The organism is Candidatus Accumulibacter sp. ACC007 (assembly GCF_907163205.1).
GTDB lineage: Bacteria > Pseudomonadota > Gammaproteobacteria > Burkholderiales > Rhodocyclaceae > Accumulibacter > Accumulibacter regalis.
Window position 1 is genome coordinate 1 of record NZ_CAJQUD010000002.1, and the last position, 22,148, is coordinate 22,148.

General features: G+C 64.2%; 23 protein-coding genes. 7 read left to right on the forward strand and 16 right to left on the reverse strand.

Going from position 1 to position 22,148, the window contains the following annotated elements:
• The first annotated feature begins 1,573 nt into the window (after positions 1-1,573).
• Genes QZ634_RS10495 through QZ634_RS10505 form a run of 3 tightly spaced genes read left to right on the forward strand, consistent with a single transcriptional unit; the run spans position 1,574 to position 6,361 of the window.
• The gene (locus QZ634_RS10495) at positions 1,574-2,086 is read left to right on the forward strand and encodes an LPXTG cell wall anchor domain-containing protein (protein ID WP_291988139.1); all 513 of its coding nucleotides are present in this window, start codon (positions 1,574-1,576) and stop codon (positions 2,084-2,086) included.
• Positions 2,087-2,103: 17 nt separating this feature from the next.
• Positions 2,104-3,255 (forward strand): HlyD family efflux transporter periplasmic adaptor subunit, encoded by a 1,152-nt coding sequence (locus QZ634_RS10500; RefSeq protein ID WP_291988141.1) that lies wholly within the window; start codon positions 2,104-2,106, stop codon positions 3,253-3,255.
• 1 nt (position 3,256) lies between these two features.
• Positions 3,257-6,361: an efflux RND transporter permease subunit gene (locus tag QZ634_RS10505; protein WP_291988143.1), complete on the forward strand. Its 3,105-nt coding sequence runs from the start codon at positions 3,257-3,259 to the stop codon at positions 6,359-6,361.
• 168 nt (positions 6,362-6,529) lie between these two features.
• On the opposite strand, the gene QZ634_RS10510 is transcribed toward QZ634_RS10505, so the two are convergent.
• The 4 genes from QZ634_RS10510 to QZ634_RS10525 are packed head-to-tail and all read right to left on the reverse strand — an operon-like array spanning position 6,530 to position 9,204.
• Positions 6,530-7,144, reverse strand: a complete 615-nt coding sequence (locus tag QZ634_RS10510; protein ID WP_291988144.1) for a flavin prenyltransferase UbiX — start codon at positions 7,142-7,144, stop codon at positions 6,530-6,532.
• Complete coding sequence (locus QZ634_RS10515; protein WP_043565256.1) at positions 7,137-7,709, reverse strand: Gx transporter family protein; 573 nt, start codon at positions 7,707-7,709, stop codon at positions 7,137-7,139. The genes QZ634_RS10510 and QZ634_RS10515 overlap by 8 nt, the downstream gene beginning before the upstream one ends.
• Before the next feature lie 31 nt (positions 7,710-7,740).
• The gene (locus QZ634_RS10520; RefSeq protein WP_291988146.1) at positions 7,741-8,433 is read right to left on the reverse strand and encodes a fumarylacetoacetate hydrolase family protein; all 693 of its coding nucleotides are present in this window, start codon (positions 8,431-8,433) and stop codon (positions 7,741-7,743) included.
• Between the two features lie 24 nt (positions 8,434-8,457).
• Complete coding sequence (locus QZ634_RS10525; protein WP_043565254.1) at positions 8,458-9,204, reverse strand: Nif3-like dinuclear metal center hexameric protein; 747 nt, start codon at positions 9,202-9,204, stop codon at positions 8,458-8,460.
• Between the two features lie 21 nt (positions 9,205-9,225).
• On the opposite strand from QZ634_RS10525, the gene QZ634_RS10530 reads away from it, so the two are divergent.
• Positions 9,226-10,437, forward strand: a complete 1,212-nt coding sequence (locus QZ634_RS10530; RefSeq protein WP_291988149.1) for a trypsin-like peptidase domain-containing protein — start codon at positions 9,226-9,228, stop codon at positions 10,435-10,437.
• 180 nt (positions 10,438-10,617) lie between these two features.
• Positions 10,618-11,424: a class II glutamine amidotransferase gene (locus tag QZ634_RS10535; protein ID WP_291988151.1), complete on the forward strand. Its 807-nt coding sequence runs from the start codon at positions 10,618-10,620 to the stop codon at positions 11,422-11,424.
• A 53-nt stretch (positions 11,425-11,477) separates the two neighbouring features.
• On the opposite strand, the gene tatC is transcribed toward QZ634_RS10535, so the two are convergent.
• The 10 genes from tatC to hisB all read right to left on the reverse strand — a co-directional run bounded on the left by tatC (position 11,478) and on the right by hisB (position 17,136).
• Positions 11,478-12,335, reverse strand: a complete 858-nt coding sequence (gene tatC / locus QZ634_RS10540) for a twin-arginine translocase subunit TatC (protein ID WP_291988153.1) — start codon at positions 12,333-12,335, stop codon at positions 11,478-11,480.
• Positions 12,336-12,342: 7 nt separating this feature from the next.
• Positions 12,343-12,771 carry a Sec-independent protein translocase protein TatB gene (gene tatB / locus QZ634_RS10545; protein WP_291988155.1) on the reverse strand — a complete coding sequence of 143 codons (429 nt, stop codon included), beginning with the start codon at positions 12,769-12,771 and terminating at the stop codon, positions 12,343-12,345.
• 95 nt (positions 12,772-12,866) lie between these two features.
• A complete protein-coding gene (tatA, locus tag QZ634_RS10550) occupies positions 12,867-13,121 on the reverse strand; it encodes a Sec-independent protein translocase subunit TatA (protein ID WP_291988158.1) in 255 nt (84 codons plus the stop codon).
• 79 nt (positions 13,122-13,200) lie between these two features.
• A complete protein-coding gene (locus QZ634_RS10555) occupies positions 13,201-13,551 on the reverse strand; it encodes a histidine triad nucleotide-binding protein (RefSeq protein WP_291988160.1) in 351 nt (116 codons plus the stop codon).
• Between the two features lie 3 nt (positions 13,552-13,554).
• Positions 13,555-13,875, reverse strand: coding sequence for a phosphoribosyl-ATP diphosphatase (locus tag QZ634_RS10560; protein ID WP_042335393.1), 321 nt, complete (start codon positions 13,873-13,875; stop codon positions 13,555-13,557).
• Positions 13,872-14,276 (reverse strand): phosphoribosyl-AMP cyclohydrolase, encoded by a 405-nt coding sequence (hisI, locus tag QZ634_RS10565; protein ID WP_291988163.1) that lies wholly within the window; start codon positions 14,274-14,276, stop codon positions 13,872-13,874. The genes QZ634_RS10560 and hisI overlap by 4 nt, the downstream gene beginning before the upstream one ends.
• Positions 14,273-15,034, reverse strand: a complete 762-nt coding sequence (gene hisF, locus QZ634_RS10570) for an imidazole glycerol phosphate synthase subunit HisF (protein ID WP_291988165.1) — start codon at positions 15,032-15,034, stop codon at positions 14,273-14,275. Before hisF ends, hisI begins: the two co-directional genes overlap by 4 nt.
• A 39-nt stretch (positions 15,035-15,073) precedes the next feature.
• Positions 15,074-15,817: a 1-(5-phosphoribosyl)-5-[(5-phosphoribosylamino)methylideneamino]imidazole-4-carboxamide isomerase gene (gene hisA, locus QZ634_RS10575; protein WP_291988167.1), complete on the reverse strand. Its 744-nt coding sequence runs from the start codon at positions 15,815-15,817 to the stop codon at positions 15,074-15,076.
• A gap of 72 nt (positions 15,818-15,889) precedes the next feature.
• Positions 15,890-16,549, reverse strand: a complete 660-nt coding sequence (gene hisH, locus QZ634_RS10580) for an imidazole glycerol phosphate synthase subunit HisH (protein WP_291988170.1) — start codon at positions 16,547-16,549, stop codon at positions 15,890-15,892.
• Positions 16,549-17,136, reverse strand: coding sequence for an imidazoleglycerol-phosphate dehydratase HisB (hisB, locus tag QZ634_RS10585; protein ID WP_043565235.1), 588 nt, complete (start codon positions 17,134-17,136; stop codon positions 16,549-16,551). The genes hisH and hisB overlap by 1 nt, the downstream gene beginning before the upstream one ends.
• Before the next feature lie 167 nt (positions 17,137-17,303).
• On the opposite strand from hisB, the gene hisC reads away from it, so the two are divergent.
• Positions 17,304-18,380: a histidinol-phosphate transaminase gene (hisC, locus tag QZ634_RS10590; RefSeq protein WP_291988172.1), complete on the forward strand. Its 1,077-nt coding sequence runs from the start codon at positions 17,304-17,306 to the stop codon at positions 18,378-18,380.
• Positions 18,381-18,414: 34 nt separating this feature from the next.
• On the opposite strand, the gene hisD is transcribed toward hisC, so the two are convergent.
• Both hisD and hisG read right to left on the reverse strand, forming a co-directional pair.
• The gene (gene hisD, locus QZ634_RS10595) at positions 18,415-19,728 is read right to left on the reverse strand and encodes a histidinol dehydrogenase (protein WP_291988174.1); all 1,314 of its coding nucleotides are present in this window, start codon (positions 19,726-19,728) and stop codon (positions 18,415-18,417) included.
• Positions 19,725-20,369, reverse strand: coding sequence for an ATP phosphoribosyltransferase (gene hisG / locus QZ634_RS10600; RefSeq protein ID WP_291988176.1), 645 nt, complete (start codon positions 20,367-20,369; stop codon positions 19,725-19,727). Before hisG ends, hisD begins: the two co-directional genes overlap by 4 nt.
• Positions 20,370-20,709: 340 nt before the next feature.
• Here hisG and QZ634_RS10605 point away from each other — a divergent pair, with 340 nt between their 5' ends.
• Positions 20,710-22,140 (forward strand): hemolysin family protein, encoded by a 1,431-nt coding sequence (locus QZ634_RS10605; protein WP_043565229.1) that lies wholly within the window; start codon positions 20,710-20,712, stop codon positions 22,138-22,140.
• Positions 22,141-22,148: the final 8 nt, after the last annotated feature.

Genomic DNA, 22,148 nt, shown 5'->3' on the forward strand with positions numbered 1-22,148 from the left:
CAGGAGCGCCACTTGCGCTGGTGGTTGGCGGCATGGGGGCCGAGGATCCTGCGGCAATGGTTTCTCGCGGTGACCCGCCTCAAGTGTCGCAAAGTCCTTACGCCGCGGAAGTTGGGGATTTGGGGCGTCCGCTGCTTTGCGCCACAGCTGCAGGCTTCCGTCCGCGGTAATTTTACCACCATAGGAAATGACGCCGCCACCTGTTAATCCGTGCCTCGGCTCCGCCCGCACTCTCGATCGCGCCGTGTGCTGGCCATGTGAGCTTGGCAGCGGTGCCCTGGGTCGTTGTGCTACTGACCGTGTCGAATGGCCGCTTCGGCCGCCCAGCGGCGCCGGGGCAGCCTGTTGGATTTCTGGTGCTACGAAATGCGTGTCTAAGAAGGACACCTCCAGGCAAAGCCGGTGGACGGCCCCGCGGGGCGAACGCGTCGCGCGCAGGAACTCGTGCCTCGGGGCTGACGCCGAGCCGGGTCGGTCACGCGGCGCGCCCCGAACCCAAGCTGAACACAATCGCAGGCAAGCGAGAGTTCGCCGTCCGAGCTGACGCCTACCTTGTGTTTTCCCGTCAGAACGGCTGCCCGCGAAGTCCGATGCTGGGAGCCGCTTCGATGAGTGCGTCCAGGCGCGCCGCCGCTGCGCCTTACTCCCTGCCCTCTGCTCTGATGCGTTGGTGGAGCGGCTGTCCCCAGGCATCGCTTAATAGTCCCGCCTTGGCGGTGGATCTCCCTTAGCCGGTCGACGCCATCGCTTGCAACTGAAGTCCGGCTAGCTTCGCTACCGACCTGGTGAATACTTCGCGGTCAGAACGCCAACCTGGCACAATGAATGCCGGCCGCCTAAGCCTGGCGATCGCCGCCGACAGCTCCTTCTAGCAGCGGGATCAACGTCTTGTTCGCGCACGGGGTCACCGGGGCACCCCCCGCCGTCGTCGATCACGCCGAGACTGCCTGCGACGCCAGTACATGGCGGGCACAAAGCCGTTGTCACCGGAGCCCTTTTCAGCACCTCCCCTTGCACACCGACATGCTACCGCCGCCGCAGCCGCATTCGGCGCATTGCCCGCGCCAAGGTCCGTCGGCTGTAATCAGAATCGCGGTGCTCGCGGCGCCCGAATTGACTTTCTCTCGCTTCGCGAACGCGCGACTTCAATGATCGTATTCGGACAGCTATCGGCTCCGTTGATATTACCCCTTGTTCTTCAAGGGGGCCCTGGTGGGGCCGTGAAAGCTCGGCGGCGCATTGCCGAGGCCGTCAGAGCGAGCCTGAAATGCAGCGCCTCGAGGCAGCGCGTCGAGCTCACGCCATGCGTGCCCGGCCGAGCTTTGCAGGCCGCCAGCGCCGGTCTCGCTCGCCGGAGCAGCGGCGCGACGCTGAGCCAGCGACAGCCCTGCGCCGTGGCGGAAAAAGCTTGTGGCCCTGGGCGAAGGCCGACCTGGGCCACGCTTCTGCGTATGTCTTTCTGGGCCGCCTTACGCTGCCGACACTTTTCTCGGGGGCCGCCAGGGGATTGCCCCCGGCGCCTTTCGCATCCTAAACAATCATACCCTGGGAGTGTTGCCGTGAGAGTGCTGTCATGAAACAGCTTCTGGCCACCGCCCTGCTGGCGGTCGCCTTTTCGGCCTTCGGCCACGGCGGCGAAGATCATGGCGCGCCGCCGCCAGCGCTCAGCCAGAGCGTCGCGCCACGGGCGAGTGCCGCCAGCGAGGAGTTCGAAGTCGTTGTTGCTCTCGAAGACCGGAAACTGGTGATCTATGTCGATCGCTTCGCCAGCAACGAGCCGGTGGCGGACGCCAGGGTCGAGGTCGAGGCGAGCAGCGTGCAGGGTCTGGCCAGCGAGACTTCGCCCGGCACCTACGTCATCGAGCTCGCCGCTGGCCTTCCCGCGGCCAGGCATCCGCTGACCATCAGCATCGAGACCGGCGACAGTGCGGATCTGTTGTCGTTGCTGCTCGACACGTCACGGCCGGCGAGCACCGTTGCGGCACACAGCCATGAGTGGAGCGAGTGGGCGGTGTGGGTCCTGGCCGCCGTGCTGCTGCTTGCCGGCGCCGCCTTGCTCCTGCGCCGCCGCCGGCAACGCAGATGATTGCGAAGAGGAAAACGATGCCCTTGCACAGAATTCTCGCTGCCGCCGCGCTGGCTTGTTCTGCCAGTGCGGTGCTGGCGCATGGCGACGAGGATCATGGCCAGGACAGCAAAGCGGTCACACCGGTGCCGGTCAGCGCGCCACGCGACGGCGCCACGACGAGCATGCGCCCTGCCGCGTCGCCACAGCGCCTGCCCGATGGCAGCCTGTTCGTGCCCAAGCCGTTGCAGCGGCAGATCGGCCTGCGCAGCCAACGAGTCGAGATCGGACCGCTCTCCGCGACGATCGAACTCAATGGTCAGGTGATCGCCGACCCGGAGACCGGCGGCCGCGTGCAGGCGACGTTCGCCGGGAGCGTCGAACCGGGGCCCAAAGGCATGCCCTTCGCCGGCCGAAAAGTCACCCGGGGCGAGATCGTGGCCTACCTGCGCCCGGTCAGCAGCGCCATCGAACGCGGCAACCAAAAAGAGCAACAGGCCGAATTGGCGGGCCAGTTGGCCATTGCCGACGCGCGCGTACGACGGCTGGAAGCGCTTGAAGGGGCGGTGGCACACAAGGAAATCGAAGCGGCGCGCATTGAACGCGGCGCGCTGCGCAAGCGTCTGGCCGCCACCAGCGCCAGCATCGACAGCGCCGAGCCGCTGCGCGCGCCGGTAGCGGGCGTGATCAGCGCCAGCCGCCTGGTCGCCGGTCAGGTCGTCGATGCCAAGGAAATCCTCTTCGAGATCATCGACCCATCACGCCTGGCGGTCGAGGCGCTGGCCTACCAGGCCGGCATCGGCGCGACGCTGATTTCTGCCAGTGCCCTCTCCGAGCAAGGCGCGCTGGAGCTTCGCTTCGTCGGCGGCGGACGACAGATGCGCGAGCAGGCGCTGCCGCTGCTGTTCCGCATCGTCACGCCGAATGCCATGGTCGCCGTCGGGCAACCCGTCAAGGTGATCGTTCGCACGGCGCACGAGATCGAGGGCGCGGCCGTGCCGCGTTCGGCGCTAACCCGCGTCGGTGCCGGCGAGACGGCGGTCTGGGTGCGCACCGACGCCGAACGCTTTGTAGCCCGCCGGGTGCACCCGCAAGCGCTCGACGCGAACCACGTTGCGATCAGCGACGGCCTGCACCACGGCGATCGCGTGGTCATCGAGGGCGCCGGCCTGCTGTCGCAGGTACGCTGAGATGTTCGAACTGATTATCCGCGCCAGCCTCAAGCAGCGGCTGATCGTCGTCGGCGTCTCGCTGCTGCTGGTCATCTATGGCGCGATCACGCTGCGCCAGATGCCGGTCGATGTCTTTCCCGACCTCAACAAGCCAACGGTGACGCTGATGACCGAAGCCGGCGGTATGGCGCCGGAAGAAGTCGAGCAGCTGGTGACCTTTCCGATCGAATCCGGGATGAACGGCATGCCGGGCGTGACGCGCGTGCGCTCGGTCTCGGGAATCGGCCTGTCGATCATCTACGTCGAGTTCGAGTGGGGTTCCGACATCTACCGCAACCGGCAGCAGATCGCCGAACGCCTCAATTTGGTGCGCGATCAGTTGCCGCCGGGGATCGTCCCGCAGCTCGGACCGATCTCGTCGATCATGGGCGAGATCCTGCTGATCGCCATCCCCGCCGACCCCGCCAGGATCAGTCCGATGCTCGTTCGCGAATACGCCGACTGGGTGATGCGGCCACGCCTGCTGACCATCCCGGGCGTCGCCCAGGTGATTCCGATCGGCGGCGAAGTGCGTCAATACCAGGTCGAGCTGCGCCCCGCACAGCTGCAGGCGCTGGGCGTCGAGCGCGAGAAACTGGAAGCCGCGCTGCGTGATTTCGGGGCCAACACCAGCGGCGGCTTCCTGGACGTGCACGGCCGCGAATACCTGATCCGCCAGATCGGTCGCAGCTCGCGCATCGAGGATCTGCAGAACCTGGTGGTCACCGTCAGGAACGGCCAGCCGATCGTCCTCAAGCAGTTGGCCGACGTCAAGGTGGCGCCGGCGATCAAACGCGGTGACGGCAGCTTCCAGGGCAAGCCGGCGGTGATTCTGTCGGTGCAGAAGCAGCCCGCTGCGGACAGCGTGCTGCTCACTCGCGAGGTCGAGAGCGCCATCGCCGAACTCGCCAGGAGCCTGCCCGAAGGGTTCGAAGCGCCGTCGTTCCTGTTCAAGCAGGCCGATTTCATCGAGCACTCGGTGAATAACGTCGAGGAGGCGCTGCGCGATGGCGCCATCCTCGTCGCCGTCATCCTCTTCCTGTTCCTGCTCAACGTGCGCACGACGATCATTTCGCTGATGGCCATCCCGGTGTCGCTGCTCGCCACGGCGCTGGTCTTTCGCTACTTCGGCCTGTCGATCAACACCATGACCCTTGGTGGCCTGGCCATTGCCATCGGCGAACTGGTCGACGACGCCGTGGTCGGCGTCGAGAACGTCCTGCGTCGCCTGAAGCTCAACCGAGAGGCCGGCACGCCACGCCCGGTCGTCGAGGTGATCGCCGCGGCCACCCTGGAAGTGCGCTCGGCAATCGTCTACGCAACGGTGATCATCGTCCTGGTCTTCGTGCCCCTGTTCGTCCTGCCCGGTATCGAGGGGCGCCTGTTCACGCCGCTCGGCGTCGCCTACATCGTTTCCATTCTGGCCAGCATGATCGTCTCGGTGACGCTGACGCCGGTGATGGCCTACTACCTGCTGCCGCGCATGAAGCAGCTGCATGCCGGTGACAGTCCACTGGTGATCTGGCTCAAGCGTGCCGACGCGCGCCTGCTGCACTGGTCCTTCCCGCGTGTGCGCGGCCTGTTGATCGGCGCGCTGCTGCTGGTGCTGGTCGTCGCTGCCAGCGTACCGTTTTTCCCGCGCTCCTTTCTGCCGCCCTTCAACGAAGGTACGCTGACCGTCAATGTGCTGCTCAACCCGGGTACCGCGCTCAGCGAATCGAACCGCATCGGCACGCTCGCCGAGCAGGTGGTCGCCGAGGTTCCCGAGGTGACCAAGGTCGGCCGACGGACCGGGCGGGCCGAACTCGACGAACACGCCGAGGGCGTGCACTACACCGAGATGGACGTCGACCTCAAGGCGTCCGATCGTGGCCGGGCAGAGATCATTGCCGACATTCGCCAACGTCTCGCCACGCTGCCAGCGGTTTCCAACGTCGGGCAGCCGATCTCGCACCGGCTCGATCACCTGCTCTCGGGTGTGCGTGCCCAGATCGCGCTGAAGATCTACGGCGACGACCTCGACACCTTGCGCGCCCTGGCCGCCGACTTGCGCGGGCGGCTGGCGCAGATTGCCGGCGTGACCGACCTGCAGATCGAGAAACAGGTGCTCATCCCGCAAGTGAAAATCCACCTCGACTACGAGCAGGCGGCGCGCTACGGCGTCGCGCCCGGCAATCTCCTGCGCAGCCTCCAACAGATGATCGAAGGCGAGCGGATCACCGAGATCGTCGAGGGCAACCGTCGCTTCGACCTGCTGGTTCGCCTGCCGGAAAGCGCGCGCGGGCCGCAGGCGCTGGCCAATCTGTTGATCGAAACGCCGACTGGCCACGTGCCGCTGTCGAAAGTCGCCAGCGTCGAGGAAAGCGATGGCCCGAACCAGGTCAGCCGCGAGAATTCGCGGCGCCGCATCGTGCTTTCGGCCAACACCGACGGCCGCGACATGTCGCAGGTCATCGCCGACATCCGCAGCGAACTCGCCGCCAAACCGCTGCCCGACGGCTATTTCACCGCGCTTGAAGGGCAATTCCAGGCGCAGGAACAGGCCGCGCGACTGATCAGCGTGCTCGCGACGATCTCGCTGACGATGATCTTCATGGTCCTCTACAGCCGCTACCGTTCGACCGCACTGACGCTGATCATCATGGGCAACATCCCGCTGGCGCTGGTCGGCAGTGTTATCGCATTGTGGATTTCCGGGCAACCGCTGTCGGTCGCCGCACTGGTCGGCTTCATCACCCTGACCGGCATCGCCACGCGCAACGGCATCCTCAAGATCAGCCACTACATCAATCTGTGCGTCTTCGAAGGCGAGACCTTTGGCCAGCACATGATCGTCCGCGGTTCTCTGGAGCGTCTGACGCCGGTGCTGATGACCGCGCTGGTGGCGGCCTTCGCGCTGCTGCCGCTGTTGCTCTCGGCCGATGCGCCGGGCAAGGAAGTGCTGCACCCGGTGGCGGTGGTGATCTTCGGCGGGCTGATCAGTTCGACTCTGCTCGATACGCTGCTGACGCCGCTGATGTTCTGGAGGTGGGGAAAACCGGCGCTGGAGCGCCTGCTGGCCGCCGCTGAAGGCGAAAGTTTCTGAACCTGTTGCAGGCAAACTCACCCGGGGCCGGCCGGGTGGCCGAGCAGACGCGCTTCACGCCGCTGGCGGCGAGCCAGCAGGAGTGCAGATTTCCGCCGCAACGATCACCGGCGCGAGCAGGCAAAGCCGCAGACGGGCGTCGCCCTGGCTTGCCGGAATCGCCAGCGATCATTCGCCGGCGACGTTCCCCCAGCGCGGAAGCAGCGCATGCGGGACGCGCAGTTGATCGAGGATGCGGGCAACGACGAAGTCCACCATGTCCTCGACCCGCTGCGGGTGGTGATAGAAGCCGGGGTTGGGCGGCAGGATGACCGCTCCCGCCCGCACCAGGCGCAGCATGTTCTCGAGATGGATGGCGGAGAGCGGCGTTTCACGCGGGACCAGAATCAGCTTGCGGTTTTCCTTGAGGACCACGTCCGCCGCCCGCTCGATCAGCTTGCTGGCCAGTCCCTGGGCAATCGCCGCCAGGGTGCCCATCGAGCACGGGCAGACGACCATCGCGTCGGGCGGGTTGGAACCGCTGGCCACCGGCGCAAACCACTCTTCGCGCCCGTACACTTCGAGCCTGCCGGGGAGGGCCCGATAGCGTTCGCGCAATGCTGCCTGGGCATCGCTGGCACGGGCTGGCAGGTCCAGCGCCATTTCCTGCCTGGCGACGATCTGCGCGACCTGCGAGTAGAGCAGCTGGACGCGGCAATCGGCGGCCAGCAGGCATTCGAGCAACCGCACGCCGTAGGGCATTCCGGAGGCGCCGGTAAAGGCCAGGCAGATGGTTTCAGGCATTTTCGACCTCGGTTTCATTCGCCGACAGTTCGGCGAGCAGGCGCGTCGCAAGCAGGCCGTTGATGATACCGAAGACGAGCGCGGCGACGGCGAAAAACGGGACCATCAGAAACAGGCCATTGTGCGGAATCAGCCACAGTCGAGCGAGCACGAGTTGGCCGCCGATGTGCGCGAACGCCGCCAGGATGCTCCAGCTGACCGGGCCGAACCAGCGGCTCGGCAGGCGATGGGCCGCGGCCAGCGTGAGCAGGCTGAACAGTGCCCCGGTGAGGCTCATGAAGAAGCCGGGGGAAAGGAAGTAGCCGAGCAGCAGGCCGCCGGCAAAGACCCGCAGGCCGGTGACCCAGGCGGCAGCCGTCCAGCCGTAACGTGCCAGGACAATCAGCGTGACGATGTTCGCCAGCCCGGGCTTGACCCCCGGCAGGGGCAGCGGGATCGCCGCGTCGATCAGCGACAGCCCGATCGCCGCCGCCGCAAGTTGTGCGATGCGGTGATCCTCCGGCGTGGCGATCAGGCGTATCAGCTGCCGCTCCTCGCACCGCTGCGGCGGCAAGGCGGCGGCCATGCCGCCGCGCCTGGCAAGCTCGCTGCGGCTTTCAGACGAGCTTCACCGAGAGCTCGCCGACACCGGCGACCCCCGCTTCGAGAAAATCGCCGCGTTGCACCTTCGATACGCCGGCCGGCGTGCCGGTGAAGATCAGGTCGCCTGGCGCCAGCGCGACATAGGTCGACAGATTGGCGATCACTTCGGCGACCTTCCACGACATCTGTTCAAGATCGCCGTTCTGCCGCAGCTGGCCATTGACCGTGAGCCAGATCGCGCCGCGTTCCGGATGGCCAATGCTGGCCAGCGGCTGGATCGCCCCAATCGGTGCGCTTTGATCGAAACCCTTGGCCATGTCCCACGGATGCCCTTTCTCCTTGGCTGCGCGCTGCAGGTCGCGGCGGGTCAGATCAAGACCGACAGCGTAGCCGAAGACCCACTCGAGGGCCTTTGCCGGCGAGATCGCTGCACCGCCACCGGACAGCGCGACCACCAGTTCGACCTCGTGCTGGAGATCGCTGGTTGCCGGTGGATAGTGGACCTCGCGGACCTCGCTGCCGCCGGACACCAGCGCGTCGGCGGGCTTGCTGAAGAAGAAAGGCGGCTGGCGACCGTCGGCGCCCATTTCGGCGGCGTGAGCGGCGTAATTCTGCCCGACGCAGTAGATGCGGCGAACCGGGAAGAGGGCGTCGCTCCCCGTGACGGGGACGCTCACCTGTGCGGCGGGCGGAAAAACGTAAGCCATGTTTGCTCCTTGTGGTTGAGGGTTTCAGACCGGGTTGTCGAGGTCGACGAAATGACAGTCGAGGCCGAAACGTTCGGCCAGGTGTGCGGCCAGCGCCTGTACGCCGTAGCGTTCGCTGGCATGGTGGCCGGCAGCCAGGTAGGCAACGCCGGACTCGCGCGCCAGATGTACCGTCTGCTCGGAGATTTCGCCGCTCAGGTAGAGGTCGACGCCGAGCGCGATGGCTTCTTCGAAGAGCCCCTGCGCTCCGCCGGAACACCAGGCGACGCGCCTGACCAGGCGCTCGCCGTCGCCGATGAGCAAGGGCGTGCGCTGCAGCTCGTCGCCGACTCGCTGGGTGATCGCGGCAACGCTGTCCGGCTTCTCGAGGCGTCCGTGCCAGCCGATGTCCTGCTCGCCGAAGCGGCCTTCGGGCAACCAACCGAAGCGCCGGGCAAGCTGCGCGTTGTTGCCGAACTGCGGATGGCTGTCGAGCGGCAGGTGATAGGCGATCAGGTTGATGTCATTGTGCAGCAGGGTGCGCAGGCGGGTTCTGCGCAGGCCGGTGACGCGACCGTCTTCGCCGCGCCAGAACCAGCCGTGATGGACCAGGATGGCGTCGGCGGCACGCGCGACGGCGACGTCGAGCAGCGCCTGGCTGGCGGTGACGCCGGCGACCAGGGTCCGGATCTCAGGCCGTCCTTCCACTTGCAGTCCGTTTGGGCAATAATCCCTGAAGCGCCCTGCGTCCAGGATCTCGTCCAGGTAGCGTGTCAATTCCTCGCGTTTCATTCACTGGCTCCGGTTTCGCCCATGCGCAGGCTCTGGCTGATTTTTGCACAAACGGTGACCTTTGGTGTCGCCGTTCTCTTCGTGGTCAGTACCCTCAAGCCGGAATGGCTGGGCAAGGCGCCGGTTTTCGGTACCAGTATCGTTGCCCTGCAGGAGTCGGCCACGGCGGGGGATGCGCCGCCGCTGGTGGCGCCTTCGTATCGCCAGGCGGCGAAGAAGGCACTGCCGTCGGTGGTGCATATCTTTACCTCGCAGAAGATCACGGCACGCCGTCATCCGCTGTTCGACGACCCGGCGTTCCGGCACTTCTTTGGCGAAGCTCCGGAAGGGGATGGACCGAGCAGTTCGGGCCTGGGCTCGGGAGTGATTGTCAGCGCCAACGGCTATGTTCTCACCAACTACCACGTCGTCGAAGCGGCCGACCAGATCGAGGTCGCGCTCAGCGACGGCCGCAACCTGAACGCGCGCATCGTCGGTAGCGACCCCGAGTCCGACCTTGCAGTGTTGCAGATCACGCCGGCGAACGGACAGGCGCTGGTCTTGCCGGCGATCACCCTCGGGCAGATGGACGATGTCGTGGTCGGCGACGTGACCCTGGCCATCGGCAACCCCTTCGGCGTCGGTCAGACCGTGACCATGGGCATCATCTCGGCCCTCGGACGCTCGCACCTGGGGATCAATACCTTCGAGAATTTCATTCAGACCGATGCCGCAATCAATCCCGGCAATTCGGGTGGCGCGCTGGTGGACAGTCGGGGCAACCTGATCGGCATCAACACGGCCATCTACTCGCGTTCCGGTGGCTCGCTCGGGATCGGTTTTGCCATCCCGATCTCGATTGCGCGCAGCGTCATGGAGCAGATCATCGAGACGGGTACCGTCACGCGTGGCTGGATCGGCGTCGAAGCGCAGGAAATCACCGTCGATCTCGCCGAGTCCTTCGGCCTGCCCGATACTCGCGGCGCACTCATCGCCGGCGTCCTGCGGGGTGGGCCAGCCGATGCCGGGGGGATAAAGCCGGGAGATATCCTGCTCGCCGTCGCCGGTCGAGCGGTCGAGGACCCGCACGGGATGCTCGACCTGATCGCCGGCCAGAAGCCTGGCGAAACGGTCCGCTTCCAGTTGCGTCGCCAGAACAAGCTGTTCGATACCATGGTCAAGATCGGCAAGCGCGCACCGCAGAGCCGCGAGACGACTAGCGGTCATGACATGTCGAGATACCCCAGACATTGAAAGTCACGACTGCCCCCTCTCACGTGCAGTGCGCATTCCGGCTTGCACGCCGGAATCGTTCGACGGGCAGGGAGCATGCTCCCTGAATTCCCCGCCTCACCTCCGGCCCTTCTCCCGCAGGGGGAGAAGGGAGTTCGTGAGTCGCTTGCGCGACTTTCACATTAAACAGGAAGGCGGGACATGTGCCAATTGCTGGGCATGAACTGCAATGTGCCGACCGACATCTGCTTTTCATTTGCCGGATTCCAGGCGCGTGGGGGTGCCACCGACGTGCATTCGGACGGCTGGGGGATCGCTTTCTTTGAAGGTCGCGGCACGCGGGTCTTCCTCGAGCCGCTGGCGTCGTGTTCCTCGCCGCTGGCCGGCGTTGTGCGCAGCTATCCGATTCACTCGGAAAACGTCATCGCGCACATCCGCAAGGCGACGCAGGGCATCGTCGCGCTCGAAAACACGCATCCCTTCATGCGTGAACTCTGGGGTCGCTACTGGATTTTTGCGCACAACGGCCACCTGCCCGACTTCGCTCCCGAACTCGACGGGAGTTTCACGCCGGTTGGCGATACCGACAGCGAGCGTGCCTTCTGCTGGTTGCTGGAGAATCTGCGGCGGCGTTTTGCCAGTCGTCCGCCCAGTCAGGCGCAGTTGTTCGAGACCCTGCATGAGCTGACCCTGGAAGTCGGCGCGCTGGGCGCGTTCAACTTCCTGCTGTCGAACGGCGATTGCCTGTTTGCGCACTGCTCGACCAGGCTGAGCTACATCATTCGCCAGGCGCCGTTTGCCGTCGCGCACCTGAGCGACCAGGATTTGAGCATCGACTTCAGCGACGTCACGACGCCCGATGACCGCGTGGCCGTGATCGCCACCGTGCCGCTGACCGACAATGAGTCGTGGACGACGATGCCCAGCGGCAGTCTTTGGCTGTTCGAAGAGGGCGCTCCGGTTACCCATCGCTTGACCGTCGCCGGGCCGCAGCCAGCGGGCGCCTGAAATCGCCCGTGGTCAGGCGGTGGTGATGCAGGTGGCCGTGGCGGCGTTGCGCTTCAGGCGTCCGGTTTCTGGTCTTGCGGTCGCGCTCCGAGATCGGCGACGGCCTTGTTCATCTCGTCGCGGCTCAGCGCTGTCCATTCGCCGCTGCTTGTCGGGTCAGCTTCCTGCTCGTCCGGCGTCTCCTGACGTGCTGCTCGTCGGGTGACGAAGCGCGCCAGTATCAGCCCGAGTTCGAAAAGCAGGCACATCGGAATGGCCATCATCAACTGTGAAATGACATCCGGCGGCGTAAAGACTGCGGCGACGACGAAAGAGCCGACAATCACGTAGGGACGCCATTCCTTCAGTTTGGCGAGATCGACGATGCCGGCATAAACGAGGACGACAACCAGCACCGGGACCTCGAAGGTGACGCCAAAGGCGATGAAGGTGGTCATGACGAAGGACAGGTACTTCTCGATGTCGGTCATCCAGGCGACGCCTTCCGGCGCCACTTTGGCCATGAAGCCGAAAACTGTCGGAAAAACCAGAAAATAGGCGAAGGCCATGCCGACGAAGAACAGGAAGACGCTCACCCCGACCAGTGGCAGGGCCAGCTTCTTCTCGTGGGCGTAGAGGCCCGGGGCGATGAAAGCCCAGATCTGATAGAGGACGTAGGGCAGGGCGATCAGGAAAGCCACCATCAGCGCCACTTTCATGGGCACCAGGAAGACACCGATCACGTCGGTGGCAATCATCTGCCCACCCAGTGGCAGTTTGGCCAGCAAGGGTTGTGCGAGCAGCGAATAGAGTTCCTTGGCCCAGGGGAACAGACCGACGAAGACGATGCCGATGGCGATCAGCGCGCGGATCAGGCGGCCACGCAGCTCAACTAGATGCGAGAGGAATGAGTCTCCGGTTTCTTCGTCCATCGTTTGATCAGACCGTTGCCGCTGGCTTGTCGGGCCCGCCGGCTGCGTTCGTCGCCGGGGTCGCCGTGCCGGCCATGGCCGGCTGCGTCGGCTCGGGTGACGGGGCCAGGCTCGGCTGAGGGCTAGTGGCTGGGGTGCCCGCGTCGCCGCTGACCGCCTGCGCGGTATGGGTCATGGCCTGGCGCGCGGCCTGCATTTCGCCGCTCAGCGACTGCTCGACGCTGCGCGCGGAATCCTGGATCTCGGTGCGCAGTTTTTTCAGTTCGTCGAGCTGGATTTCGCGATTGATGTCCGATTTCACGTCGCTGACGTAACGTTGGGCGCGTCCGAGCAGGTGCCCGGCCGTACGCGCCACTTTCGGGAGCCGCTCTGGACCGATCACCACCAGGGCGACAACCCCTATGAGGATCATCTCGGTAAAGCTGATATCAAACATTGGCCGCCGGTGATTGAGTAAGCGATGAGAAATGCCCCGTGCAGGTGGTCGTCAGGTGACCCTTGGCTGACGCGCTCACGCCGCTGGCGCCTCGGCTAGCTCTTGGTTTTTTCGCGGACCTCGCCCTCGATGGTTTGCGCGTCGTTGACCTGTTGAGCGGCTTTCTGCTGGGGTGGTGGTGCGCTATCGGCAGTGGCCTGATCCTCGCCGGTCGCTTCCTTGATGCCTTCCTTGAAACCCTTGACCGCACCGCCGAGGTCGGAGCCCAGTCCGCGTAGCTTCTTGGTCCCGAAAACCAGCAGGACGATGACCAGAACGATCAACCAGTGCCAGATGCTGAAAGAACCCATGTCAGGTCTCCATTAAGATGAAATACGGCGGGGAGTCGTCCACTGCCGCCGACGCGGAAGCGGCGTTCGCGGCTCGCCGTCAGGCTCGCTTGAGCATCGGCCCGACTGGTTCCGGCCCACCAACGATATGTGCGTGCAGGTGCTGGACTTCCTGATGACCGATAGTACCGGTGTTGATGATCAGCCGGAAACCATCCGGGCTACCCTGCTCGCAGGCCAGGCGGTTGGCGATGGCCAGAATTCTGCCGAGGACGGGCAGATCGGTCTCGGTGGTGCTCGCCAGCGACGTGATGTGCCGCTTCGGAATCACCAGGATATGCACCGGACGAGCCGGCTTGATGTCGTGGAAAGCAAGGACCTCGTCGTCTTCGTAGACCTTGCGCGCCGGGATCTTGCCGGCGACGATCTTGCAGAACAGGCAGTCATCCATGGCTCAACTCTTCCTCGACTTCTTCTCGTCGATTCCCGAGACGCCCTCGCGGCGCCGCATTTCCTGCAGCACATCTTCGATCGACAGGCCGTAGAAGGCGAGCAATACCATCGTGTGGTAGAGCACGTCGGTCGACTCCCAGACCACGTGCAAGCGGTTGCCTTCCTTGCCAGCCATGATCAACTCGGCGGTTTCTTCGCCGATTTTCTTGAGGATCGCATCCGGTCCCTTGGCCATCAACTGTGCCGTGTAAGAGGTTTCGGGGTCTGCCTTGCGGCGTGCAAGCAGCGTCTCTGAGATCCGGTGCAGCATGTCCATGTTCATTTACCGTAGATTTCCCTGGGATCCTTGAGCACCGGGTCGACCGCCGCCCACATTTCCCCCTGCAGTTGATAGAAAAAACAGCTCTCGCGACCTGTGTGGCAGGCGATTCCCCCCGTCTGGTCGATCGCCAGCAGCAGCACATCGCCGTCGCAGTCGGTACGAATCGAGCGCACGCGTTGCGCATGACCGGATTCTTCGCCCTTGCGCCACAGCCGCTTTCGAGAACGCGACCAGTATACCGCGCTACCGCTGTTTACCGTTTCCTGCAGCGATTGCCGATTCATGAAGGCGAACATCAGGACCCGACCGCTGCTGGCGTCCTGGGCAATCACCGGAAGCATCCCCTGCTCGTCCCACTTGAGGGCGTCCAGCCAGTCTTGAGCGGGGTCCAGATCACTCACAGGCGGACCTCGATCCCCCGCTCGCGCATGTACGTCTTGGCCTCATGAACGGTGAACTCGCCAAAGTGGAAGATGCTCGCTGCCAGAACGGCGTCGGCGCGGCCCTCGCTGACGCCGTCGGCGAGATGCTGCAGATTGCCAACGCCACCACTGGCGATCACCGGGATGTCGACGGCGTCGGACACGGCGCGGGTCAGCGGCAGATCGAAGCCGTAGCGGGTACCGTCGCGATCCATGCTGGTGAGCAGGATCTCGCCGGCGCCGAGCTGTTGAACGCGGCGCGCCCAGGTGATGGCGTCGATGCCGGTATTCCTGCGCCCGCCATGGGTGAACACCTGCCATTCTCCCGGCGCCACCTGTTTGGCGTCGATGGCCACGACGATGCACTGATTTCCGACCTTGGCCGACGCGTCGGCGACCAGGTCCGGGTTTTCGACGGCGGCGGTATTCATGCTCACCTTGTCTGCGCCCGCATTCAGCAAGCGGCGGACGTCGGCAACCGAGCGCACGCCGCCACCAACGGTCAGTGGAATGAAGACCTCCGCTGCGCAGGCCTCGACGACGTGCAAAATGATGTCGCGCTGATCCGACGAGGCGGTGATGTCGAGAAAAGTGATTTCGTCGGCACCCTGCTGGTCGTAGCGGCGAGCAATTTCGACCGGGTCACCGGCATCGCGCAATTCGACGAAATTGGTGCCCTTGACGACGCGGCCGGCGGTCACGTCAAGGCAGGGAATGATGCGTTTGGCCAGGCCCACGGTCAGTCAGCGCCTGGATCTTGCCAGTTGGCGGCGAGCTCAGGCATTTGCCGCCCGGTCGGCTTCCGCCTGGGCCACGGCAAAGTCCAGCGAGCCATCGTAGATGGCGCGGCCGGCAATGGCAGCGCTGATGCCTTCCTGCTCGACCGCACAAAGCCGCCGGATGTCGTCGATGCTCGACAGGCCGCCGCTGGCGATTACCGGGATCAGGAGCGCCTGGGCAAGTTTTACCGTGGCCTCGATATTGATTCCGGAGAGCATGCCATCGCGACCGATGTCCGTGTAGATGATCGCTTCGACACCGTAATCCTCGTACTTCTTCGCCAGGTCGATGACGTCGTGCCCGGTCATCTTGGACCAGCCCTCGACGGCCACCTTGCCGTCGCGGGCGTCGATGCCGACGATGATGTGGCCGGGGAAGGCGCCGCAGGCGTCATGCAGGAAGCCCGGATTCTTGACCGCCGCGGTACCAATGATCACATAACTGACGCCATCGTCGAGGCAGCGTTCGATGGTGTCGAGATCGCGAATGCCGCCGCCAAGCTGGATGGGAATATCGTCGCCGACGGCCTGAACGATTTCCTTGATCGCACTCTCGTTTTTCGGCTTGCCGGCAAACGCGCCGTCGAGGTCGACCACGTGCAGGCGCCGCGCGCCTTGTGCAAGCCAGTCCCGAGCCTGCTCGCCGGGAGAACTGGAGAAGACGGTCACCTGGTCCATCAGGCCCTGTTTGAGCCGGACGCACTGTCCGCCTTTGAGGTCAATCGCGGGGATAATCAACATGTCGGAAGAATCTGTGAAGTGAGTTGAGACGAGGGTGGGCAGGGCGCCAGAAGCCGAGAGACCAGGGCTCGGTCAAGGATTCCAGGCGACGAAGTTGGCCAGCAGGGTGAGCCCGTCAACGGCGCTCTTTTCCGGGTGGCACTGAATGGCGAAGATATTATCCCGAGCCACCGCACTGGTAAAGGGTATGCCGTAGGTGGTGGTGCCGACGACATAGTCGTCGTCGAGGGGTTCGACGAAGTAGCTGTGCACAAAATAGAAGCGTGCGCCGTCGTCAATCCCTTTCCACAACGCGTGCTGTCTGGCGTGCCTGACCTCGTTCCAGCCCATGTGCGGCACCTTGAGCTTGCTGCCCGTCGCGTCGAACATTTTTTCGGCGGGGAAATGGTGCACGCCGCCGGCGATCAGGCCCAGGCCCGGCACATCGCCTTCGTCGCTATGGTCGAAGAGCATTTGCTGGCCGATGCAGATGCCCAGGAAAGGCTTGTTGCGGGCGGCTTCGAGCACCGCTGCGCGCAAGCCGCGGGTCTCAATCTCGCGCATGCAGTCCGGCATCGCGCCTTGGCCGGGGAAAACCACGCGTTCGGCGGCAGTGACCTCGGCCGGATCCGACGAGACCAGCACCTGACGGCCATCGGCGACGTGGGCCAGCGCTTGCCAGACCGAACGCAGGTTGCCCATCCCGTAATCGATGACGACGATCGCTCCCTTGGCTGCGGCGACCGCGACCATCAGAGCGTGCCCTTGGTCGACGGGATGCTGGCGCCGGCGCGGGGATCGCTCTCGACGGCGGCGCGCAGGGCTCGACCGAAGGCCTTGAACACCGTTTCCGCCTGATGGTGCGCATTGTCGCCACGCAAATTGTCGATATGCAGGCTCAGCAAGGCATGATTGACCAGGCCCTGGAAGAACTCATGTATCAGATCGACGTCGAAGGCGCCAATCATCGCGCGCTTGAAATCGACATGAAACTCGAGGCCTGGCCGGCCGGAGAGGTCGATCACGACGCGCGAAAGTGCTTCGTCGAGAGGCACATAGGCGTGTCCGTAGCGGCGCAGCCCTTTCTTGTCGCCCAGCGCCCTGGCCAGCGCCTGGCCGAAGGTGATACCGATATCCTCGACGGTGTGGTGCGCGTCGATGTGCAGGTCGCCTTCGGCTTTCACTTCGAGGTCGATCAGGCCGTGCCGCGCAATCTGCTCGAGCATGTGATCGAGAAAGGGGACGCCGGTGGCGAAGCTGCTCTGGCCGCTGCCATCGAGATTCAGTCGAACGGTGATCCGGGTTTCGAGTGTATTCCTGGAAACTTCTGCTTGCCGCATCGGGAGACCATCGCAGGGTGGCAAAAAAACGTCGGGTCTGAAGAAAAATCTTCGTGCTTCGTGTGTCGGCACTGAAACGGTGCCTGTGATCGGCAAACGCAGCTTGACCGACAGAGGCGCATGATACCATTTCATGCTTCCCTTGCATCCGACCCGAGCCGCCTTTCATGAGCCGCTACTGGAGTTCCCTCGTTCATCGCCTGACGCCCTACGTTCCCGGCGAGCAGCCGAAGCTGGCCAGGCTGGTCAAGCTGAACACCAACGAGAATCCCTACCCGCCATCGCCACGTGTTGTCGAGGCGATCAGCGAAGAGCTGCGCAATGGCGGCGAGTTGTTGCGACTGTACCCGGATCCGGCTGCGGATCGCCTCAAGGAAGCCGTCGCCGCCCGCTTTGCAGATTTCGGTATCACCGCCCAGCAGGTCTTCGTCGGTAACGGCTCGGACGAAGTGCTGGCGCATGTGTTCATGGCGCTGCTCAAGCACGAGTTGCCGATCCTTTTCCCCGACATCACCTACAGCTTCTATCCGGTCTATTGCGGCTTGCACGACGTCGCCTATGCGACCGTGCCGCTGGATGAGAATTTCGCGATCCGTATCGACGACTATGTCGCGCCCAATGGCGGCATCATTTTTCCGAACCCGAATGCGCCAACCGGCTGCCTGCTGCCGCTACCAGCGATCGCCTCGCTGCTGGCCCGGCATCGGCAATCGGTGGTCATCGTCGACGAAGCCTACGTGGACTTCGGCGGCGAGTCGGCGATGGCGCTGGTCAGTGAACACCCGAACCTGCTGGTCGTGCGCACGCTGTCCAAGGCGCATTCGCTGGCCGGCCTGCGCGTCGGCTACGCGGTCGGCCAGTGCGCGCTGATCGAGGCGCTGGATCGTGTCAAGAACAGTTTCAACTCGTATCCGCTCGATCGTCTGGCGATTGCCGGCGCCGTTGCCGCAATCAGCGATCAGGCGTATCTCGAAGCGACGCGGCAAGCCGTCATGCGCAGCCGCGAGGCGCTGTGCAGCGACTTGCGGGGGCTGGGTTTCGAGGTCTTGCCGTCGGCGGCCAACTTTGTCTTTGCTCGTCATCGGCTGCACGATGCGGGTGAACTCGCCGCCGCACTGCGTCAGCGCGGGGTCATCGTCCGCCACTTCAAGTTGCCGCGTATCGACCAGCACCTGCGCATCACGATTGGTACCGACGCGCAGGGCGAACTCCTGGCCGAGGCCTTGCGCGAAATCCTCGCTTGAGCGCTGCGCCGCTGAACGTCGCCAGACGGCGCGCTCAGCTTTCGATACGATACTCGGCTGATCTGGCGTGTGCCGGCAGCCCTTCGCCGTAGGCCAGCGTCGCTGCAATGCGCCCCAGCGTTTTCGACGCCGCCTGCGAAACGCGGATCAGGCTGGTCCGTTTCTGAAAGTCATAGACGCCCAGCGGTGACGAGAAGCGCGCGCTGCCCGAGGTCGGCAGAACGTGGTTGGGACCCGCGCAGTAGTCGCCCAGCGACTCGGAGGTGTAGCGGCCGATGAAAATCGCACCCGCGTGGTCGATTTTCGCCACCCAGGCTTCGGCGTCCTCGAGCGACAGTTCGAGGTGTTCGGGCGCGATGCGGTTGGCGATCCGGCAAGCCTCGTCGAGATCGCGCACCTGGATCAGCGCACCGCGATTTTCCAGGGCGGCACGGATCACCTCGTGGCGTGGCATCGTTGGCAGGAGTTTCTCGAGCGCCGCCGCGACGCGCTCGATATACGCGGCATCCGGACAGAGCAGCAGCGATTGCGCCAGTTCGTCGTGCTCGGCTTGCGAAAAGAGATCCATCGCCACCCAGTCGGGGTCGGTATGGCCATCGCAGATCACCAGGATCTCCGATGGGCCGGCGACCATGTCGATGCCGACGACGCCGAAGACGCGGCGCTTGGCCGCAGCGACGTAGGCGTTGCCGGGGCCGACGATCTTGTCTACCTGCGGAACCGTCTGCGTGCCATAGGCCAGCGCTGCAACCGCCTGTGCGCCGCCGATGGTGAACACGCGATCGACGCCGACCAGCGCCGCGGCAGCGAGTACCAGCGGATTCTGCTCACCGGCCGGTGTCGGCACGACCATGATCAACTCGCCGACACCGGCGACGCGCGCCGGAATGGCGTTCATCAGCACCGACGAGGGGTACGAGGCCTTGCCGCCCGGCACGTAAAGGCCGACGCGGTCGAGCGGTGTGATTTTCTGGCCAAGCATGGTGCCGCGTGTTTCCGCGTCGTCATCTTCGTATTGCCAGCTCTGCAGGGTCTGCCGTTCGTGGTAGCTGCGGACGCGCTTGGCGGCCGCTTCAAGCGCCTGGCGCTGCGCAAGCGGAAGGCCGTGCAGCGCCTCCTGCAGCGCTTGCTGCGGGGTTTCCAGTTGCGCCATCGAACTGACGTGCAGGCCGTCGAAACGCTGCGTGTATTCCAGCACGGCGGCGTCGCCGCGGCCTTTGACGTCGGCCAGGATGGCGGCGACCGTTGTCTCGATCGCCTCGTCCTGGGTCGTCTCGAAAGCCAGCAGCGCGTCGAGTCTGCTCGTGAAATCGGCGTCGGCGCTGTTCAGGCGCTTGATTCCGATCATCGGTCGACGACCGCGGCGATGGCGTCGAGAATCGGCTCCAGCGTTTCGCGCTTCAGTTTGAGCGCCGCCTGGTTGACGATCAGGCGCGACGAGATGTCCATGACGTGCTCGACGGCGATGAGATTGTTCGCTTTCAGCGTGCTGCCCGTGGATACCAGATCGACGATGGCGTCGGCGAGGCCGGCCAGCGGCGCCAGTTCCATCGAACCGTAGAGTTTGATCAGGTCGACATGCACGCCCTTGGCGGCGAAGTGCTGGCGAGCGATGTTCACGTACTTGCTGGCGACCTTGAGTCGCGCACCCTGGCGGACGGCGTTGCCGTAATCGAAGCCGGCAGGAATGGCGACCATCATTCGACACTTGGCGATCTTCAGGTCGATGGGCTGGTACAGCCCCTCGCTGCCGTGTTCGAGCAGGACATCCTTGCCCGCGACGCCCAGGTCGGCGGCTCCGTACTGCACGTAGGTCGGCGCGTCGGTGGCGCGGACGATGACCAGGCGCACATCATCGCGGCTGGTCGGGATGATCAGCTTGCGCGAGGTCTCGGGATCCTCGCGCGGCTCGATGCCGGCGGCGGCCAACAGCGGCAGCGTCTCTTCGAAAATTCTGCCCTTGGAGAGGGCGATGGTGATGCCATTCACGGGGCGTTTCCTGCGCGACAACGAAGCGCGCATTCTACCGCAATGCTGCTGGGCTGCCTGCCCTGAACCGGGTGCCATGCTTTCGCCCGGGAGAGCGGCGGGGTTGGTGCGCGTGTCGCGAGGTTTTGGGGCGGCTGACGGCACGCCAAGATAGCTGTCTGCGCGCACAAATAGCGTATTATTCGCGCGCAATTGCAAATGACAGCCGGAAGCGGACGAAAAACGCAAAAAACATGCATGACCAGGCCGCACGCTGGCGAGCCGCCAAATCGGTGCCATCGGTCGCACCAGGACCCCCAATGGGTCTTTCGGTTACTGCAGATATCGGAGGAGTGATGGCATGGAACAAATGACTATCTATATCAATCTCGTACTTATTCTGGTCTTCATCGCCGGCAACGCCTTTTTCGTGGGCTCGGAGATCGCCATCTCGTCGGCCCGTCGTAGCCGGATCAAGCAGTTGTCCGAGATGGGTGACAAGCGAGCGGCAAGGGTCGAGATGCTGCACAATGAACCGGAGCGCTTCTACTCGGTGACCCAGGTGGGTATCACCCTGGTTTCCCTGGGCCTGGGCGCGGTCGGTATGGAGACGATAAGCACGCTGACCGATTCGACCTTCGTCGCCCTTTTCATGCTCTTCGGCGACAGCGCAGCTCTGACCAAGGCTGCGCATACCATGTCCTACGTTTTCGCCTTCATCGCCATTTCCTTTCTGCACGTGGTCGCTGGCGAACTGGCGCCCAAGGTCCTCGCTTTCCACAAGGCCGAACAACTGAGCATGGCCGTCGGCGGGACGATCAACGTCCTGTATCTGACTTTCAAACCACTGATCCACGTCATGAAGATGTCCTCGAACGCTCTGCTCAGGCTCTTCGGGCAGCGGAATCTGGAAGGCCATGGGGAAAGTCACTTCACGATGTCGGTCGAGGAGATTCGCATGATTCTCTCGGCCAGCGAGAAGGACGGCACGCTCGCCCCCGAGGAGACGCAGATGATCCGCGGGGTTTTCAAGCTCGACGAACACACGGTACGCGAGGCAATGATTCCGCGTACGGCCATTCGCGCCTTGACGCAGGATGACACGCTTGCCGATGCCTTGCGGGTCTTCCGTGACGTGCCGCACGCGCGCTTTCCGATCTGCGACAAGAGCCTCGACCGGATTACGGGCGTCGTGGCGATCAAGGAGTTGCTGACGGTGATGGCGGAAAGCAGCGGCCAGACACTCGAAGAGGTCAGCAGGCGACCGGTCGGCGATTTTGCGCAGGCGCCGTTTATCGTTCCGAACAGCAAGTCGCTGAGCGACCTGCTCAAGGAGTTCAAGCGCACCCGTCAGCAGATGGCGATCGTGATCGACGAATACGGTGGCACCGAAGGGATCATCACCCTCGAAGATATTCTCGAAGAAATCGTCGGCGAGTACGAGGACGAATTCACGCGTCAGGGGAGGCGGCTGAAGAAGCTGGTCGGCAGTCAGTACGAGATCGACGCATCGATGCGGGTAACCGATCTGGAAAACCTGCTCGATTTCCCGTTCCCGCTGGACGATGACTACGTTACTCTCGCCGGGCTGTTTTACAAGAAGCTGGGCAACGTGCCGAAAATTGGCGACTCCGTCGAGCTCGAAGGTGGCCGTCTGACGGTGCTGGAAATGGACAACCACCGGATCACGCTCTTGAAGTTCGAAGATACTGCCGTCGGCGCTGACGGAGTCGTGCGCCTCGTTGAAGACTCTTCAGCGGCAGATGCCGCTACCATCAGTTCGGCATCCTGACAAAAGAG